The organism is Sphingomonas sp. BE138 (assembly GCF_031456125.1).
GTDB lineage: Bacteria > Pseudomonadota > Alphaproteobacteria > Sphingomonadales > Sphingomonadaceae > Sphingomonas.
The window spans coordinates 95,021-111,600 of sequence record NZ_JAVDUC010000001.1 but is presented as its reverse complement, the minus strand read 5'-3'; the positions used below and the strand labels follow the sequence as shown (position 1 = coordinate 111,600).

General features: G+C 69.8%; 13 protein-coding genes. 6 read left to right on the top strand and 7 right to left on the bottom strand.

Features of this window, described 5'->3' with window-relative positions:
• The first annotated feature begins 6 nt into the window (after nt 1-6).
• Entirely contained in the window at nt 7-204 is a 198-nt protein-coding gene (locus tag J2Y58_RS00525; RefSeq protein ID WP_310097077.1) for a hypothetical protein, read from the top strand.
• On the opposite strand, the gene J2Y58_RS00520 is transcribed toward J2Y58_RS00525, so the two are convergent.
• From J2Y58_RS00520 to J2Y58_RS00510, 3 genes are read right to left on the bottom strand one after another with little or no spacing between them, the layout of a single operon-like run.
• Complete coding sequence (locus J2Y58_RS00520; RefSeq protein ID WP_310097073.1) at nt 199-1,536, bottom strand: HAMP domain-containing sensor histidine kinase; 1,338 nt, start codon at nt 1,534-1,536, stop codon at nt 199-201. The genes J2Y58_RS00525 and J2Y58_RS00520 overlap by 6 nt on opposite strands.
• Entirely contained in the window at nt 1,533-2,615 is a 1,083-nt protein-coding gene (locus tag J2Y58_RS00515) for a hypothetical protein (RefSeq protein WP_310097070.1), read from the bottom strand. Before J2Y58_RS00515 ends, J2Y58_RS00520 begins: the two co-directional genes overlap by 4 nt.
• Before the next feature lie 35 nt (nt 2,616-2,650).
• Entirely contained in the window at nt 2,651-3,829 is a 1,179-nt protein-coding gene (locus J2Y58_RS00510) for a hypothetical protein (RefSeq protein WP_310098311.1), read from the bottom strand.
• A 233-nt stretch (nt 3,830-4,062) separates the two neighbouring features.
• On the opposite strand from J2Y58_RS00510, the gene J2Y58_RS00505 reads away from it, so the two are divergent.
• Nucleotides 4,063-6,261: a hypothetical protein gene (locus J2Y58_RS00505; RefSeq protein ID WP_310097067.1), complete on the top strand. Its 2,199-nt coding sequence runs from the start codon at nt 4,063-4,065 to the stop codon at nt 6,259-6,261.
• 45 nt (nt 6,262-6,306) lie between these two features.
• Here the strand turns inward: J2Y58_RS00505 and J2Y58_RS00500 are convergent, their stop codons facing one another.
• Together J2Y58_RS00500 and J2Y58_RS00495 are read right to left on the bottom strand one after the other, a co-directional pair.
• Entirely contained in the window at nt 6,307-6,960 is a 654-nt protein-coding gene (locus J2Y58_RS00500; protein ID WP_310097064.1) for a PAS domain S-box protein, read from the bottom strand.
• A 196-nt stretch (nt 6,961-7,156) separates the two neighbouring features.
• Nucleotides 7,157-7,981, bottom strand: a complete 825-nt coding sequence (locus J2Y58_RS00495; protein WP_310097061.1) for a class I mannose-6-phosphate isomerase — start codon at nt 7,979-7,981, stop codon at nt 7,157-7,159.
• A gap of 119 nt (nt 7,982-8,100) precedes the next feature.
• On the opposite strand from J2Y58_RS00495, the gene bamD reads away from it, so the two are divergent.
• From bamD to J2Y58_RS00480, 3 genes are all read left to right on the top strand, one after another.
• Nucleotides 8,101-9,099: an outer membrane protein assembly factor BamD gene (gene bamD / locus J2Y58_RS00490; protein ID WP_310097058.1), complete on the top strand. Its 999-nt coding sequence runs from the start codon at nt 8,101-8,103 to the stop codon at nt 9,097-9,099.
• A gap of 64 nt (nt 9,100-9,163) precedes the next feature.
• The gene (gene recN / locus J2Y58_RS00485; RefSeq protein WP_310097055.1) at nt 9,164-10,819 is read left to right on the top strand and encodes a DNA repair protein RecN; all 1,656 of its coding nucleotides are present in this window, start codon (nt 9,164-9,166) and stop codon (nt 10,817-10,819) included.
• 87 nt (nt 10,820-10,906) lie between these two features.
• Nucleotides 10,907-11,503, top strand: a complete 597-nt coding sequence (locus tag J2Y58_RS00480; protein ID WP_310097050.1) for a DUF1826 domain-containing protein — start codon at nt 10,907-10,909, stop codon at nt 11,501-11,503.
• Between the two features lie 9 nt (nt 11,504-11,512).
• Here J2Y58_RS00480 and J2Y58_RS00475 read toward each other — a convergent pair whose 3' ends face one another.
• Entirely contained in the window at nt 11,513-11,872 is a 360-nt protein-coding gene (locus tag J2Y58_RS00475) for a hypothetical protein (protein WP_310097047.1), read from the bottom strand.
• An 11-nt stretch (nt 11,873-11,883) separates the two neighbouring features.
• Nucleotides 11,884-13,356 carry a L,D-transpeptidase family protein gene (locus J2Y58_RS00470; RefSeq protein ID WP_310097044.1) on the bottom strand — a complete coding sequence of 491 codons (1,473 nt, stop codon included), beginning with the start codon at nt 13,354-13,356 and terminating at the stop codon, nt 11,884-11,886.
• A 215-nt stretch (nt 13,357-13,571) separates the two neighbouring features.
• Here J2Y58_RS00470 and J2Y58_RS00465 point away from each other — a divergent pair, with 215 nt between their 5' ends.
• Nucleotides 13,572-16,307: a TonB-dependent receptor gene (locus J2Y58_RS00465; RefSeq protein WP_310097040.1), complete on the top strand. Its 2,736-nt coding sequence runs from the start codon at nt 13,572-13,574 to the stop codon at nt 16,305-16,307.
• Nucleotides 16,308-16,580 lie beyond the last annotated feature (273 nt).

The window sequence follows — 16,580 nt, the reverse complement described above, 5'->3', positions numbered from 1 at the left end:
CCCGACGTGGCCCGGCTCCGCCCGATCCTGACCGTCGTCGGCGTGCTCTGCGCATTGATGGGAGTGCTGTGGATCGCGCAGGGGCTGGGCTATGTGAACTGGCCGCGCTCCAGCTTCATGCTGGGGCGTGGCGAGTGGGCGGATTACGGCAGCGGGCTGACGATCTTCGGCTTGCTGATGATCCTGCTCGCGCGCCGGCTATAAGGCGGCCGGAGGCAGATCCAGCCGGAAGGTCGCGCCCTCGCCCGGCTCGCTCTCGACGGTCAGCGACCCGTCCATGGCCTGCGCCAGGCGTCGCGCGATATACAGCCCCAGTCCGCTGCCGCCCGGCTCGCTGTCGTCGCCGCGCGCGAACTTGTCGAAGATGCGCTGCTGCTCGTGGACGGGGATGCCGCGGCCCTGGTCGGCGACCAGCAGTCGGATCTGGCCGTCGCGCCGCTTCAGCCGCATGCGCACGATGCTGCCGGCGGGCGAATAGGTCACGGCATTGCCGAGCAGATTGACGACGATCTGCAACGCCCGGCGATATTCGCCCGTCGCCAGCGCCGAGCTTTCGCCGGCAAGCGGCGCGATCGTTACCTCGCGCGATGCCGCGCGCGCCGCCAGCAACCCGGCGGCCTCGCGCGCCACCTCGGCCATGTCGATACGGTCGCGTACGGTGCTGAAATCGGCCCGTTCGATCGCCTCCATGTTGACCAGATCGTCGACCAACCCCAACAGGTGCCGCCCCGCGCTGGCGATGTCGGCGGCATAATCGATGTAATGTGCGTCGACCGGCCCGGCGTCGGCGGCGCGGATGCTCTCGGCACGCGCGATGATCTCGCCGAGCGGCGTGCGCAGCACGCGGTGCAGCCGCGTGTTGAACTCGCCGGTCAGCCGCGTCTCGCCTACGTCGGGAACAACCGTGAAAACACCGCCGACGAACCCCGCGAACGCACCGGCGGCGTCGCGCCGTACCGAAGCGGCAAGCGCGATCCGCACGCCGTTCGCGCGTAGCCGTGCGACCTGCCCGGCAAAGTCACGGACGGTCGAAACCGCCTCCAGGAGCGGCATCGCGCCGTCGTCACGCGCCTCCAGCACGAACAGGCTGGTCAGCGGGTGCCCGATGATCGCCACCGGATCGAGGCCCTCCCGCCCCAAGGCTTCCGCCCCGACGCGCACGACGCGCAGCCCGGCGTCGACCTCCCATGTCCAGGCCGCCCCGACCGGTGGCTCGACGGCCACCACCGCGCCGGGCGCCGGCGAGGCGATCGGGCGCTCGCGGACCAACGTCGCGGCCAGCGCGACCGTATGGTCCTCGCCGGGCACCGCGCGTACGTGCCAGTCGCCGTCGACATGCTCGTCGCCGATCGTCAGCGTCCGCGCGACCGGAACGCGCAGCCCCCGCGCGATGCGTACCAGCGCGCCCACCGTCGCCAGCGCCAGCCCGGCGCCGCTGCAACCGGCCGCGCGGTCGTTGAGCTCGGCGAAACGCGCGTCACCGCTCAACACGCGGTCGTCGGCATCGACCAAGGCGTGGAAGGCGCCGCGCGTCATGCCGTAGGCCGCGCCAGTGCACGCATCGCTGCGCGAAAATCGTGCGGCAGCCGCAACGCCTCCAGCGCGTGCGCCGCGGCCGCCGGCTCCAGCGCCGCCAGCGCGTCGAGCGTTTCGATCAACATCGTCAGATCGCGCTCGCGATCCGCCTCCGACAACAGGAACCCGGCATGCGCGATCGAATCGCGGGGCATCCCGACGGCGCGCAGCGCCAGCCACAGCCGGTCACTCGACGAATCGAGCACCAGCGCGCGCGCGGCCGCCGCGTCGATACCCAGCGCCGCCGCCAGCAGCATCGCGAACAGCGTCAACCGTGCGCTGTCCAGCGCCTGCACCATCAGAACAACCCGCTCGTCGGGCGTCGGGTCAAGCGCATGGACCAGTGCCGCCGCCGTATCCTCCACCGGCGCCTCGTCATGAAGCGCGATATGGTGCTGCGCCGCCTCGCACAGCGCCACGTCCGCCTCCATCCCGGCGGCACTGCCCACCCGCTCGCGAAGCGCCGCCGCCACCCACCAGACGACCCGCGCATGAAGCGACATGGGCAGGGCGGCCTGCCGGCCGTCCAGCGCCAGCCGCCGTGTGCCGTCGGCGATCAGATATGCCATCGCCGCCGCTCGCTGCGCGGCCGTGCCGCGCTCGACCAGCGTGGTGGCCAGCGTCGGTCCGCTCTCGTGGACGCGCAGCATCGCCAGCGATTCGTCGAGCAGGTCGATGCGTGCCTGCGCGATCAGTTCAGCGATCAGCTCGGCATCGTGCATCAGCCCGGCGTCGCGCAGGCGCGGCCACGCGATCGCCTCGTTCGACTGGAGCGCCGCGGCCGCCTCGTGCCGGCCGGTCGCCGCCAGCGCGCGGGCGGCATTGCCCGCGACCTGCCGCTCGATGGCTCCCACGGTCGTCTCGGCGAGTCGCAAGGTCGCGGCGCGCGCCCGGTCATCCAGTCGCCCGGGCTGCGACAGGAAGACATCCTCGATCGCTACCGCCAGGCGATCCGCGGCGAAACGCTCGGCGTCGGCCGCATGCGAGCGGAGTCGCGCTGGATCGCCGAGAACGCTGGCGCGAGGAGAAGTGGCCGACATAACGGCCCATTTAACGCATTTTCTTTAACGCACGGCTAAGCCTTGCGTAGGCGCTCCACCGCGGCTGCCAGAGTTGCCGTCGCATATGCCGCGACGATCGCCATTCCCGCGGTGGGAAAGCCGAGCAGCGCGAACAGCGTCAGCAACGCCAGATACGCCGGCGCAACGCCCCACCAAGGGCGGCGCCCGGCCGCGCCCGCAGCGCGCTCCCCTACGCCCCCGGTCACCAGCGCGAACAGGGCAAGCAATCGGGCGGTCGTGGTCGCGGCTTGCGCATCGACGACATGCGCCAGCAACAGGATCGCCGCCGCTGGCGCAACGAGGATCGCCGCGCGGTTCGCCTTCAGCAGCCCCGGCTCGTCGCGAAACAGCGCCAGCGCCCCGGCCAGTTCGGCCGCCAGCACGCCGACCAGCATCAGCGCAAGGCCGGTCGCGGTCAGCCCGGATCCGATCGTCACCAGACCGGCGAGCATGGCGCCGCCCGCGCCGGCGGTGCACGCCTCGGTGCCGATACCGTGCCGCGCGATCCACGGGATCGCCATCCGGGCGAGCGGACGCAGCACCAGCCGCTCGAACCAGCTCGGCCGCACCGCCATCGAGGCCGACAGCACCGCACGCCCACGCTCCTCCAGCGCGACCGCACGTCGTTCGATCCCGTGCCCCATCGCGACATCGTCGAGCCGCAGCACGACGTGCCGCGCCCCGGCCTGCTCGGCAGTGTGGACCAGCGTGGATTGCAGGTCGTAATCCTCGGGCAGCCGTGCGGCGTCGGCGACCCGCCCCGCCTCGATCCGCGCCACGCCTGCCCACGCCGCGCCGCCGCCGACCCGTTCGAAGCCCGGCGTCGCCTGCGCGCCCGGCACGACGAGCAATGCGTCCCCCGGCTCGCCCGCAATGGTGCTGACCACGTCCTCGGTCGTCACCAGCCCGTCGGCGATCATCACCACGCGCGCCAGCGGGTGCAGCTTGGCCAACGCGTCGGCGGCGCTGCGCACGGTGTCCACCGCCACCCCGCGCCGCCCGATCCGCGCCAGCGCGCCGATCAACTCGGGGGTCAGCCGCGACACCACCACGACGATCTGCGCCGCATCGCACGCCACCAGCAGCCGCGCCTGATATTCGATCAGCGTGGCGGCCGCGAACGGCAGCGTCGCCGCGAGCATTCCGGAGCGATCCTCCGCCTCGTGGGTCGCGAATAATAGGCCAGCCAGCATGGTCACGGCTGTTACGGGCGACGCGGACGGCTGGCAACAATCCCCGACACGCCCCCGCTGCGCGCCGAACCGAGCCGGCGGATTGACCGGAAACGGCTTTTCGCGCGCGGCAAACGTGATACACCCGCGCGATGAACGGGGGGCCGTCTTCCATTTTCGACATTCGACCGGCCGGCGCCGAGACGCCGGCAGCATCCATCGTCCCTACCTTGCCTGCGGAGCCGCTCCAGTACGTGACCGATCCCGTCTTTTCCGACGACGAGGCGACCGCCGCGCCGCTGCGGCGCCGCGCCGCCCTGGGATGGGTCGCGGTGGTGCTGGCGCTGGTCTGGGTGGCGGCACTGTTGTGGATGGCACGCGGCGACCTCGCGGCGATGCCGCCGCTCGCGCTGGCACAGTTCGGGGCTGCCGCCGCGATGGTGCCGGCGCTCGCGGGTATCGTCTGGCTGCTGGCGCTGCGCACCAGCGATGCCGAGGCGCGTCGTTTCGGCGCCACCGCCCGTGCGATGCGCGCCGAATCGCAAGCGCTCGAAAGCGCGGTCGCGGCGCTGGGTGACGAGATCGAGGCGCGCCGCACCGCGCTGGCCGAACAGGTACGGCTGCTCACCGCGCTGGGCGAGGCGGCGACCGCACGGCTGGCGACGATCGGCGAGGACCTGTCGGGAGAGATCGCCCGCGCCGATGCGCATGCCCGCGCACTCTCGAACGTCACCGACCATGCACACGAGCAGCTCGACGCGCTGCTCGCCGCGCTGCCGCGTGCCACCGACGAGACGCGCACGCTCGCCACCACCATCGACCAGGCCGGGCTGGTCGCCTACGAACACAGCGCCGCGCTCGACGCGCAGGTCGCAGCGCTCGCTGCGCGCGGGCGCGAGGCCGAAACGGTTGCCGGCGGCGCCGCCGAGAAGCTTGCCGCCTATATGCAGCGGATGGAGGCGACCAGTGCGACGGCCGGCGCCCGGCTGGAGGCGGTGACCTCCGACGCGGCGGTCGCGGTGGATGCGCTGCTCGACCGCACTGCCAGCGCGATCGACGAATCGCGCAAGGGCATCGTCGCGCAGGGCGAGGCGATGCTGGCGATGGTCAACGCCGGCCAGCAGGCGCTTGACCACGCCGCGCGCGGCAGCGCCGAGGCGCTCGGCGAGCGGATCGCACTGGTCGAGGTGGTGATCGAGCGGATCGCCGCGCGGCTGGATTCGCAACGCGGCGCAGGCGAGATGCTGTTCAGCACGCTCGACGATGCGATCGACCAGGCTGCGGCGCGGTTCGAAACGCTGCATCGGCAGGGGACCGAGCGTAGCCGCGAACTCGCCGCCACGATCAGCGCATTGCAGGCCTCCACCGAAGCGCTGACCGCGGCGATGGATCACGGCAACGGCTCCGCCGAGCGTACGATCGTCACCACCGAGAACCTGCTCGTCGCGCTCGACGCCGCCGCGCGCGAGATGGACGAAACGATGCCAGACGCGATCGCCAGGCTCGAATCGCGGGTCGGCTCGACCAAGCAGGTGATCGTCGCCGCCAAGCCGGAACTGCTCGCGCTCGTCACCGCGGCGGAGAGCACCCATGACGCGATCGAGGCCGTCGCGCAGGTCGTCGCCGAGCAGCGGCAGACCGTCGAGACGCTGACGACACGGCTGAGCGAGGGACTCGAGCGCGGGCGCGCGCAGGCCGGGCTGATCGGCGACGCGGTCGAGGACGTCACGCGCCGCGCCGACGATCTGGCCGAGGAAGCCGCACCGCGGCTGCTGGAAGCGCTGCTCCGCGTCCGCGAGACCGCCGCGGCCGCGGCCGATCATGCGCGCGAAGCGCTGGCGCGCGTCATTCCGGAGGCGGCCGATGCGCTCGAAAGCGCCGGGGTCGCCGCGCTGGAGCGGGCGGTCGAGAGCGGCGTGCAGCGACAGGTCCAGCAGGTCGCGCGCCTTTCCGAAACCGCAGTCGTCGCGGCGAACCGCGCCGGCGAACGCTTGCAGGTGCAACTGGAAGGAATCGAGGCGACGATCGCGCTGATCGACCAGCGGCTGGAGGAAGCGCGTGAAGCGGGCGAGGAAAACGAGCGCGACACCTTCGCGCGCCGTGCCTCGCTGCTGATCGAATCGCTCAACTCGGCTTCGATCGACCTCACGCGTACCTTTGCGCCGGAAATCTCCGATAGCGCCTGGGCAGCCTATCTGAAGGGCGACCGCGGCGTCTTCACGCGCCGCGCGGTCCGGTTGCTCGACGGCAGCGAGCAGCGCGACGTGGCGCGGCTCTATGACGACGACGCCGGCTTCCGCGAGCAGGTCAACCGCTACATCCACGATTTCGAGGCGATGCTGCGCACGATCCTGGCGCAGCGCGACGGCTCGCCGCTGGGCGTGACGTTGCTGTCGTCGGATATGGGCAAGCTGTACGTCGCGCTGGCGCAGGCGATCGAACGGCTGCGCTAACCCGCGGTGGTCACCCGTACGCCTGACCGATCCGCCAGGCGCGCCTCACATCTGCTCCGCCGCCAGCAGGTAGTCGCGCATCCGGTGCGATCCCTCGTCGGTCAGGCACAGCAGCACGCGACGCCGGTCGACCGGATCGGCCTCCCGCGCCACCAGCCCGCGGTCGACCAGCGTCGCGATCTGGCGCAGCGCGGTGGTGAGCGGCGCGCCCGAGGCGACCGCGGCACTGGTCGTGTAGGTGGCGCGCCCCGCCAGCGCCTGCGCATAGAGGTCGAGCAACAGGTCGAACGCCGGCTCGCCGAACAGATCCTCGTCGAAGAACTGGTGGCGTAGCCGCCGCTTGGCCAGGATACGCTCGGCGGCGAGGCGGAGGACACGCCGCTCGTCGTCCGCCGGTACACTGTCGAGCAGTTCGACCGTCGCCATTATCCGCCGGTTCGCACCGGCATGGAACAGGCTGACATGGCTGGTCGCCCAAAAGGCATGCCCATCGCCGGCGACATAGCGCTTGGTGATCGAAAACGGCGTGCCGCCGCTGACCAGCGCCTCGGCCTGTTGCCGCGCGATGTCGCGGTCGTCCGGATGCGTCAGCGACAGCACGCTGCGCCCGATCAGCGCGTCGCGCGAATAGCCCAGCATCGCGGCATAGTCGTCGTCGGCATCGAGGATGCGCAACTGTTCGTCCGTCAGGCAGCTCAACAAGCCGCGTGCGCCGCCACGACCGACGGTCCGATCCATGTCCGTATTGCCCCCAACGACCCTTTTTGCCGCCGCGCCTTTTCCGATCGCGTGCGGTGAACGACAGGATTCCAAGGGTATCCCGGTTAGGCAACACCTATATGGTCGTACATGGACAGCCGGGACGGCCGTGCTCCGCCGTCCCGGATATCAGGCGTCAGAGGCGACGATCGCCGGGATAGGCGAAAATCAGGTCGGCGTCTTCGGACGCGTGCAGTTCCTCGGTGCCGGTCACCGTCACGCACTCGCCCGCTTTCCACGCCACGCCCGCTACCACGCCTTCGCCGCGGATCGGCACCAGCCAGCCGGTCTTGCCCTCGGGCAGCGCGATGTCGCGCTTGCCGCCGGTCCAGCGCTCCAGCACGAACTTCGGCCCTTCGACCATGATCGTACGGCCGGGCGCGACCTCGCCGGGCTGCGGCGGCGCGACATAGGGCGTCAACTCCGCGACCGCGACCCCGTCATCCAGGTGCAGCTCGCGCGGGCGGCCATAATCGAACAGGCGGTAGGTCGTGTCCGAATTCTGCTGCACCTCGATCAGGGTCAGGCCGGCGCCGATCGCGTGGATCACGCCGGAATGCGAGTAATAGAAGTCACCCGCCTTGACCGGCTTCCAGTCGAGCTTGTGCTCCAGGCTGCCGTCCTCGGCGCTGGCGCGAAGCTCCTCCTTCGTCATCGGCTGGAGCGGCCCGACCGCGATCGTCGAATCGGGCTCGGCCGCCAGGATCGTCCAGCATTCGTCCTTGCCACGCGGCAGCCCGCGCTTGTGCGCTTCCTCGTCGGACGGGTGGTTCTGCACGGACAGCTTCTCGCTGGTGAAGAGATACTTGATCAGCAGCTCGGGCTCTTCGGGATGCGGCGACTGAAACCACACCTCGCCGATCGGCTCGCCGCCCGGCGCCGGATCGGGGAAACCGGGATACAGGTGGTGCCGCCCCCACGGCTTCTCGACGCGCTTGGTGGCGAGCAGGGTGGCGGGCATGGCATATGTCCTTCGGTTCGGGTCGCTGACGGTCGCATCAACGCCCCTTCGCTAGCCAGTGTTGCGCCCGCGCGAAAGCCGTTGTTCGCAGGGCCGGGTGTGAGCTAAGAGCCGGGACGATGCGTACCCTCACCTTTCGCCCGCTTCCTTCCCGCTCCATCGCCGTCGGGGTCGTCGCCGCATTGGCGGTCACGCTCGCTGGCTGTGCCGGCGGCGGGCGCAACCGCGCCGATCTGCCCTACGTCGCGCGCGACGTCGGCACGCTCTATTCGGCGGCCAAGCAGCGGCTCGACCAGGGCCGCTACAAGGAGGCCGCGGCGCTGTTCGACGAGGTCGAGCGCCAGCATCCGTATTCGATCTGGGCGCGCCGCGCGCAGTTGATGGGATCGTTCAGCTATTATCTGGGCGGAGAATATACGCAGGCGATCCAGGGCGCGCAGCGCTTCCTGTCGGTCCACCCGGGCAACCGCGATGCGCCTTATGCCTATTATCTGATCGCGATGAGCTATTACGAGCAGATCAGCGACGTCACCCGCGACCAGAAGATCACGCAGCAGGCGCAGGACGCGCTGGGCGAGCTGATGCGGCGCTACCCGACGTCGCGCTATGCCGCCGACGCGCGGCTCAAGCTCGACCTGGTGCGCGACCACCTGGCGGGCAAGGAGATGGAGATCGGCCGTTTCTACGAGCGGCGTCGCCAGTGGCTGTCCGCAACGCTGCGCTTCCGTCGCGTCGTCGACCAGTATCAGACCACGACCCACACGCCCGAGGCGCTGATGCGGCTGACCGAGACCTATCTGGCGCTCGGCGTCCGCAACGAGGCGGAGAAGGCTGCCGCGGTGCTCGGCGCCAACTATCCCGGCACCGACTGGTACAGCCGCGCCTACAAGCTGGTGAAGGACAATCCCCCCGCGACGATCGCACCGGTGCCGCCGGGCACGCCGATCGTGCCGGTAGCGACCAGGCCCGCCATCCCGGGCGAGGCGACCGGCGCGGCGCCCAAGGCCGAAGCGCCGGTGCCCTCCACCCCCGCGACGACCGGCGGCGATGCGCAGGCCGGCGTGCCCGCGCCGGGCGTCGGCGCACCCTCGCCCGCAACCAGCCCGACCGGCGGCTGAGCACGCCCAGCCGGAACAAAAAGGGTAACCATCCGCGCTTTTTGCGGGTAAGGAGCGGCTGTCCATGTTGACCGCGCTTGCCATCCGTGACGTCGTGCTGATCGAGGCGCTCGAGCTGGAGTTCGGCGCCGGACTTGGCGTGCTGACCGGCGAGACGGGCGCGGGCAAGTCGATCCTGCTCGACGCGCTCGGGCTGGCGCTGGGGCGGCGCGGCGAAAGTACGCTGGTGCGCAGCGGTGCCACGCAGGCGGTGGTGACCGCGACCTTCGACACACCGCCCGCGGTAGCGGCGCTGCTCGCCGACAACGGGCTGGAGATCGATCCGGGCGAACCACTCATCATCCGCCGTTTGGTGAAGGCCGACGGTGGCAGCCGCGCGTTCGTCAACGACCAGCCCGCCTCGGCCGCGCTGCTGCGTGAGATCGGGCCGATGCTGGTCGAGATCCACGGCCAGCACGACGATCGCGGCCTGCTGGCGGCGGCGGGACACCGCGCCTTGCTCGACACCTATGCCGGAGAGGGCGTGCGCGACGTCGCCAGCGCCTTTGCCGCATGGCGGACGGCGCGTGACGCGTTGACGCAGGCGCGTGACGCGATCGCCGCGGCGCGCGCCGACCGCGACTGGCTCGAACATGCCGTCGCCGAACTGGAGGCGCTCGCCGCCGAGCCCGGCGAGGAGGAGACGCTCGCCGAGCGTCGCCGCGGCATGCAGCGCGCCGAAAAGACCGCCGGCGAACTGGAGGCGGTGACCGAGCATCTCGAGGGCAGCGCCGGCGCGCTCAGCCACCTGCGCCAGGCCGCGCGCGTGCTGGAGCGGATCGCGGAAGATCACCCCGCGCTGGGCGACGCGTTGGCCGCGGTCGACCGCGCGCTGATCGAGGGGGCGGTCGCCGAGGAGAAGCTCCGCGACGCAGCGGCGGCGCTACTCTACGATCCGCGCCAGCTGGAGGACGACGAAGCGCGGCTGTTCGAGCTGCGCGCGATGGCACGCAAGCACCGCGTCCAGCCCGATGCCCTCGCCGGCCTCACCGACGAGCTGCGCGAGCGGCTGGTGCGGCTCAACGCCGGGGAGCAAGGGCTCACCGATCTGGAAGCGGCCGTGGCCACCGCGCGCGCGCGTTTTGACGCTGCGGCGACGGAGCTGACGCGCATCCGCACCGCCGCCGCGAGCAGGCTCGACGCCGCAGTCGCCGCCGAGCTGGCGCCGCTCAAGCTGGATGCCGCGCGCTTTCGTACGGTCGTGGCGCCGTTGCCGGAGGCGGAATGGTCCGCGGCGGGTCGCGATCGGGTAGAGTTCGAGATCGCCACTAACCCCGGCGCGCCGTTCGGCCCGCTCGCCAAGATCGCCTCGGGCGGCGAACTCTCGCGCTTCATTCTGGCGCTGAAGGTGGCGCTTGCCGAGAAGGGCGGCGCGGCGACGATGATCTTTGACGAGATCGACCGCGGCGTCGGCGGCGCGGTCGCCAGCGCAATCGGCGAGCGGCTCGGGCGGCTGGCGCAAACCACGCAATTGCTGGTCGTCACCCACAGCCCGCAGGTGGCGGCACGCGGCGCGGCCCATCTGTTGATCGCCAAGGCCAGCGACGGCACCGTCACCCGCACCGGCGTCCGCCCGCTCGACGCCGCCGGCCGGCGCGAGGAAATCGCGCGGATGCTGTCGGGTGCGACCGTCACGCCCGAGGCGCGCGCACAAGCCGAACGGTTGCTCGAGACCGCCTGAGGCGCAACGCCGCCGGCCTCTGCCGATCTGGACAACGTGTACGAACCATGGTTATGTTACAATGTATCATAACCATGGGATCGATCGATGTATCTGCCCGACAGCGCCGCCCCCGACCGCGCCCACGGCGACGTGGTCGTCAGCGACACGGCTGACGGACTCCACGCGATAGGCGCGGCGCACGTCGCGCTCGCCATTTGGGCGCGACCGACTCTCCCGATCGTCGCATCGCTCGACCTCGACGCAGTCGACGATCTATCGTTCGTCCTACCGTTCGCCGACGACGGCGACCCCGCTTTGCTTGCCGACGCGCATCTGGTCGCCGGTGGCTATCCGTCCGCTGCCGCTGCCACGATCGGAGTCGATATCGCAGCGCTCGCCGGGCTGCATCGGCGCATCGCAGATGCCACAGCGATCACGGTGAGGTTGGACGTCATCGAGGGCGACGCTTGCCGCCGCTTTCATGCCGACTACGTATCGCTGCGGATGCTATGCACCTATTGGGGAGCCGGGACGCAATGGTGCCGCACGGCCACCCCGCAAACGGTGCACGATCTGCCGACCGGTACGATCGGCATCTTCAAGGGAAGGCTCGCGATGGAGGCACCGACGATCCTTCATCGCTCTCCCCCCTCGCATACCGGCTGCGATCCGCGACTTCTGCTGGTGCTCGACCCGGCCTGATCTAGCGAATCACTCGCGTCGCCGCGCCGTCTCTGCCGGCGCGGTGTCCGTCTCCGCGTCGTCCTGACGCTGCTCACGATCGCTGCGCGCCGTCATCCCGGTCGCTGACGCGTCGTCCATCATCTGCGCATCGGGCGCGGGCTCCTCGGGGGGCGGCAGCATGGCCGTGTCGTTGCTCGGCTCCGGGCTGGGCTCGACCACCGGGGACGGTTCCTCGGTCGGCGTCGGCTCGGGCGTCGGCTCCAGTTCCTGCACGGTCATGTTCATCTCGGGCGGCTCGGGCTCCGACTTGGAGCAGCCTGCCACGCCGAGACCCACCAGCGCGATCAGTGCCAATCCCCGTACCGACCGGTGCCGCCATGCCGTCATTCGTGCTTCCTTCATTTCGCCGCCAGCGCCTGTACCGCCGAACGCCGCTCGACCGTAGCAGCCAGTTTGCCGTCCCAGCCATAGGGATCTTCGCGGAAACCGACCTGCCCGTCGCCGCCCGCGAACGCCGACCAGTAGAGCAAATAGACACTGACCGGCTCGGCCATTTTGGCACGCACCGTCTTGCCCGCCGCCAGGGCCGCGTCGATCGCCTCCGGCTGCCATTCGGGTGTCGTCGCCATCAGCAATTTGGCAAGATCCTCGGGCTTTTCCAGCCGCACGCAGCCGTGACTGGCGAGCCGATCGAACTTCGAGAAACCCGAGCGCGCCGGCGTGTCGTGCAGATACACCGCGAAATTGTTCGGGAAGTCGAACTTGAACCGCCCCAACGCGCTCTGCTCCGAGGCCTGCTGCAACCGCTTGCCGCCGTTCCCCGTGTCGATCACGCGGAAACCGTTGCGCTTCAGGTAACCCGGGTTGGCACGCTCCTTGGGCCACAGCTCCTTGGTCGCGATCGAGTCAGGCACGTTCCATGGCGGGTTGATGACGATGCTGTTGATCTGCGAGACCAGCATCGGCGTCTCGTTGCCCGGACGGCCCGTCACCGCGCGCATCGACATGACCGGACGATCGCCGTCGAATGCGGTCAGCACCGCCGCCGCGATGTTCACTTGCACGCGCCGCCGGTCTAGCGTCGGCGGCAGCCAGCGCCAGCGCTCCAGATTGGCCATGATCTGCTGCACGCGCTGCTCGACCGGCACGTTCAGCGCCGCCAGCGTCTGCGCCCCAACCTGCCCGGCCGGGTTCAGCCCGTAGCGGCGCTGCGCGCGCCGCACCGCTTCCAGCAGCGACGCATCGAACCGGTCGCCGGTGCCGGTCAGCGCCGGATCCTCGATCGCCAGCCGCTCGCGCAGCTTCGCCACGGCGGGGCCGCTGCTGCCATAGACCGGCGCGACCGACAGCGTCGGCCAGCCCCCCGCCGCCGCGATCCTGCGGTACCGCGCCAGTCCCTCGACCAGCAAATCATAGCCTTGGTAGGGCGGCGGCAGCGAGCGGAACCAGGTCGTCAGCTTGTCGCGCGCCACCGCCTCGGTGAAGCCGGGCAGCGGATCCCACGCCGCCGGCCGGATGCCCCAGTCGCGCTGGAAATCGGACGGCATCAACCGGCCGCCGTGCACCGCGCGCGCATGATCGAGCGCGACGCGCACCAGCGAGGCCTGGTCGAGCCGGTCGAGATCGCCACGCGGCGCCCGGCTCAATCCCTGCGCCACCTCGTCCTTGGCGATCAGCGCGGCCAACTCGCGCTGCTGCGCGTCGGTCAGCGTCGGCAGCGGCAACTGCGCTTGGACAACCGGTACGGCTGTCGCGATCGTCGGTGCCGGCGGCACGACAGGCGTCGGCGGAGCAACGGGTACTTGCGCGGTCGCCGCCGGAACGGTTGCGAGCGCGGCCAGGAACAGGCTTCGATACGTGAACGGGATCATGGGCGCGGGTTTATCACCTTTGGCGTGCAGGAGGGAGCCGGCCCGTCGCACAATCGCGATCGTGGAAGGAATGGCGTGTCGAGCAACGGCGCAGCGTCATGCCTGCCTAACGATCAAGCGCGGGAAATGTCGCGCTGCACCTACGGCATTAACCAATCTTTATCGCGTCCCGGCTTACGAGCCGGGGCGCAAATTACGGGATTTAGGGGAAAATGATGTCGAAGGCGGGGCTCTATCTGTCGGCGGCGATGATCGCGTTCGTTTCGGCGCCGGTCGCGGCGCAGGATCTGCGCGGGTCGGCGGCGGATGCGAAGACGGCGGGCAGCGCGCAAGAGGCCACACCCAACACGGCCGATATCGTGGTCACCGCCACCCGCCGCTCCGAACGACTGTCGAACGTGCCGATCGCGGTGTCGGCGTTCGGCCAGGCCGCGCTCCAGAATTCGGGCGCAACCGACATTCGCCAGATGACTCAGATCGCCCCGTCGCTGCTCGTCTCCTCGACCGGCAGCGAAGCGAACGCCGCCGCGCGCATCCGCGGGGTCGGCACGGTCGGCGACAACCCCGGCCTGGAAAGCTCGGTCGCGGTCTTCATCGACGGCATCTACCGCAGCCGGACCGGCGCAGGCCTCAACGATCTGGGCGAGGTCGAGCGGATCGAGGTGCTGCGCGGGCCGCAGGGCACGTTGTCGGGCCGCAATTCGTCGGCCGGTGCGATCAGCATCTATACCAAACTCCCCGAATTCACCTTCGGCGGAATGGCCGAAGCCACCTACGGCAATTATGATGCCGCGCGCGTGCAGGCCGCGCTCACCGGCCCCGTCATCAAGGACTTGCTGGCGTTCCGCATCGACGGTGTCGCCAGCCGCCGCGACGGCTTCCTCAAGGACGTCGTCAACGACACCGATTTCAACAACCGCGACCGCTACTTCGTGCGCGGGCAGTTGCTGTTCACGATTACCCCCGACCTCGCGATCCGCTTCATCGGCGACTATACGCACCGCGACGAAAAGTGCTGCGGCGCGGTCTATGTCGACACGCGCGAGAAGCTCGATCCGACCCCTGGCGTCCCCGGCGACTATGCGATCAACCCGGCCGGCAATCCGGTCACGTCGATCCTGCGGAGCCTGGGCGGCATATTGCCGAGCGAGGGCGATCCCTACAACCGCCGCATCGCGCAGACCCCCGGCCGTGCCTATTCGAACCTCACCACCGACGGTGGCATCTCGATGCGCGTCCGCTGGAACCTGGGCGCGACGCAGCTCACCTCGCTGACCGCCTACCGCGAATACAAATCCGCAGGTGCGGGCGACATGGACTATTCCAACGTCGACCTCGTCTACCGCCCGAACGATGGCCAGAACTATCGCCAGTTCAAGGTCTTCAGCCACGAGAGCCGCTTTTCGGGCACGATCCTCAACGACCGGCTCGACTGGCTCGTCGGCGGTTATTACGCGCACGAGAAGCTGGCGGTCGTCGACAATCTGCGCTTCGGCGCGCAATATGGCGCGTTCGCGGCGTGCCGCATCGTCGCGACGATCAACCCGCTCGCCGCGCTGCGCAACCCCGCCAATCCGGGCTGCCTGAGCGCCGCCGGGCGCGGCGCGCTGACCGCCGGCGTCGGCAGCGCCATCGTCGCGGGCATCGACCGGCTCGGTACGATCAACAATGTCGGCAGCCTGCGCGACGCCTATGACCAGACCAGCGAGAACTTCGCCTTCTTCACCCACAATATCTACCGTGTCACCGACCGGCTGAGCATGACCGTCGGCCTGCGCTACACCAACGAGCACAAGACGCTGGCGGCCGGGTTCAACAACAACAACACCGTCTGCCCCGCGCAGCAGGCGGCGCTCCGCCCGCTGCTGGGCAGCAGCAACGCGACCTTGCGCCAGCTCGCGGGCGGTCTCATCACCTTCTCCTGCATCGGCAACTCGACCTCGGCGCTCAGCGCGGTGCGGCTCGGCGACCAGATCCGCGAGGGCCAGCTGACCGGAACCGGCGTCGTGTCGTGGAAGCCGGTCGACAGCACGCTCGTCTACGCCTCCTACGCGCGCGGCTACAAGGCGGGCGGCTACAACCTCGACCGGTCGGACCTGACCGCCAACGTCTTCGGCACTCCCGCCGCGGCCGATGCCGTCAACCTGCGCTTCGATCCGGAAACGGTGAACGCCTATGAGCTCGGGCTGAAGTTCAGCTCGCGTCAGTTCACCGCCAACGTCGCGGCGTTCCGCTCCGAATTCACCAACTTCCAGCTGAATACCTTCAACGGCACCAGCTACATCGTCCAGAACGTCGGCGGGTGCGACAAACCGCTCGACGGCGCGGATCGCGACGCCTCGTCGACCACCGGCGCGTGCACCGGCAAGGTCGGCAAGGGGCTCGTCACGCAGGGGGTCGAGCTGGAGGTCGGCATGTACCCGACGCCCGACGTCACCGTGAACCTCGGCTACACGCTGGCTGACGCCAAATACGCGCGCAACCTGGTCGGCAGCAAGGCGGGCGAGCCGCTCAATGCCGCGCTGTTCCTGCTGCCGGGTGCGCAGATGTCCAATGCGCCCAAGCACACGGTGACCAGCTCGATCGGCTGGACGCCGGCGATCGGCGAGCGCGGCCTCAGCGCGCTGTTCTATGTCGACGGTCGTATGACCAGCGACTACAACACCGGCTCCGACCTGTTCTTCGAGAAGCGTCAGGACGGCTTCTTCCTGATGAATGCCCGCGTCGGCCTGCGCGGCGCCGAGCAGCGCTGGGCGGTGGAGCTATGGGCGCAGAACCTGCTCGACACCGACTACCAGCAGGTGGCCTTCAGTGCGCCCTTCCAGGGCAGCAATTCGCAATCGCAGGTCCAGGCGTTCGGCGCGCCGTCGTTCGCCAGCGCGAACACGCTGTTCACCTCGTTCATCGCCGAACCGCGGACCTACGGCGTGACGATGCGCACGCGGTTCTGATCTGACATGGGCGGGTGGCTTCCGTCACCCGCTCCAGCCGCTGTCGATCAAATCGGCCGCCGCCCTCGCGAAGCCCGTGAAGAGGAGACAAACGACCGACGCGACGTCCGTTGTCGGATCACCGTGCGGAGCGGATCATCCGCCGCGGCCCTACCGTCAACCGGTCGCGTTCCGCCTGGATCTCCCCGAATTGGCCGAATTGGTGGTGATGCCCTGCCGGTCAGTAACGACCCAGTCTGCGCGTCAGTTTCTCGGAGGAGTGTTCCGGGCGGC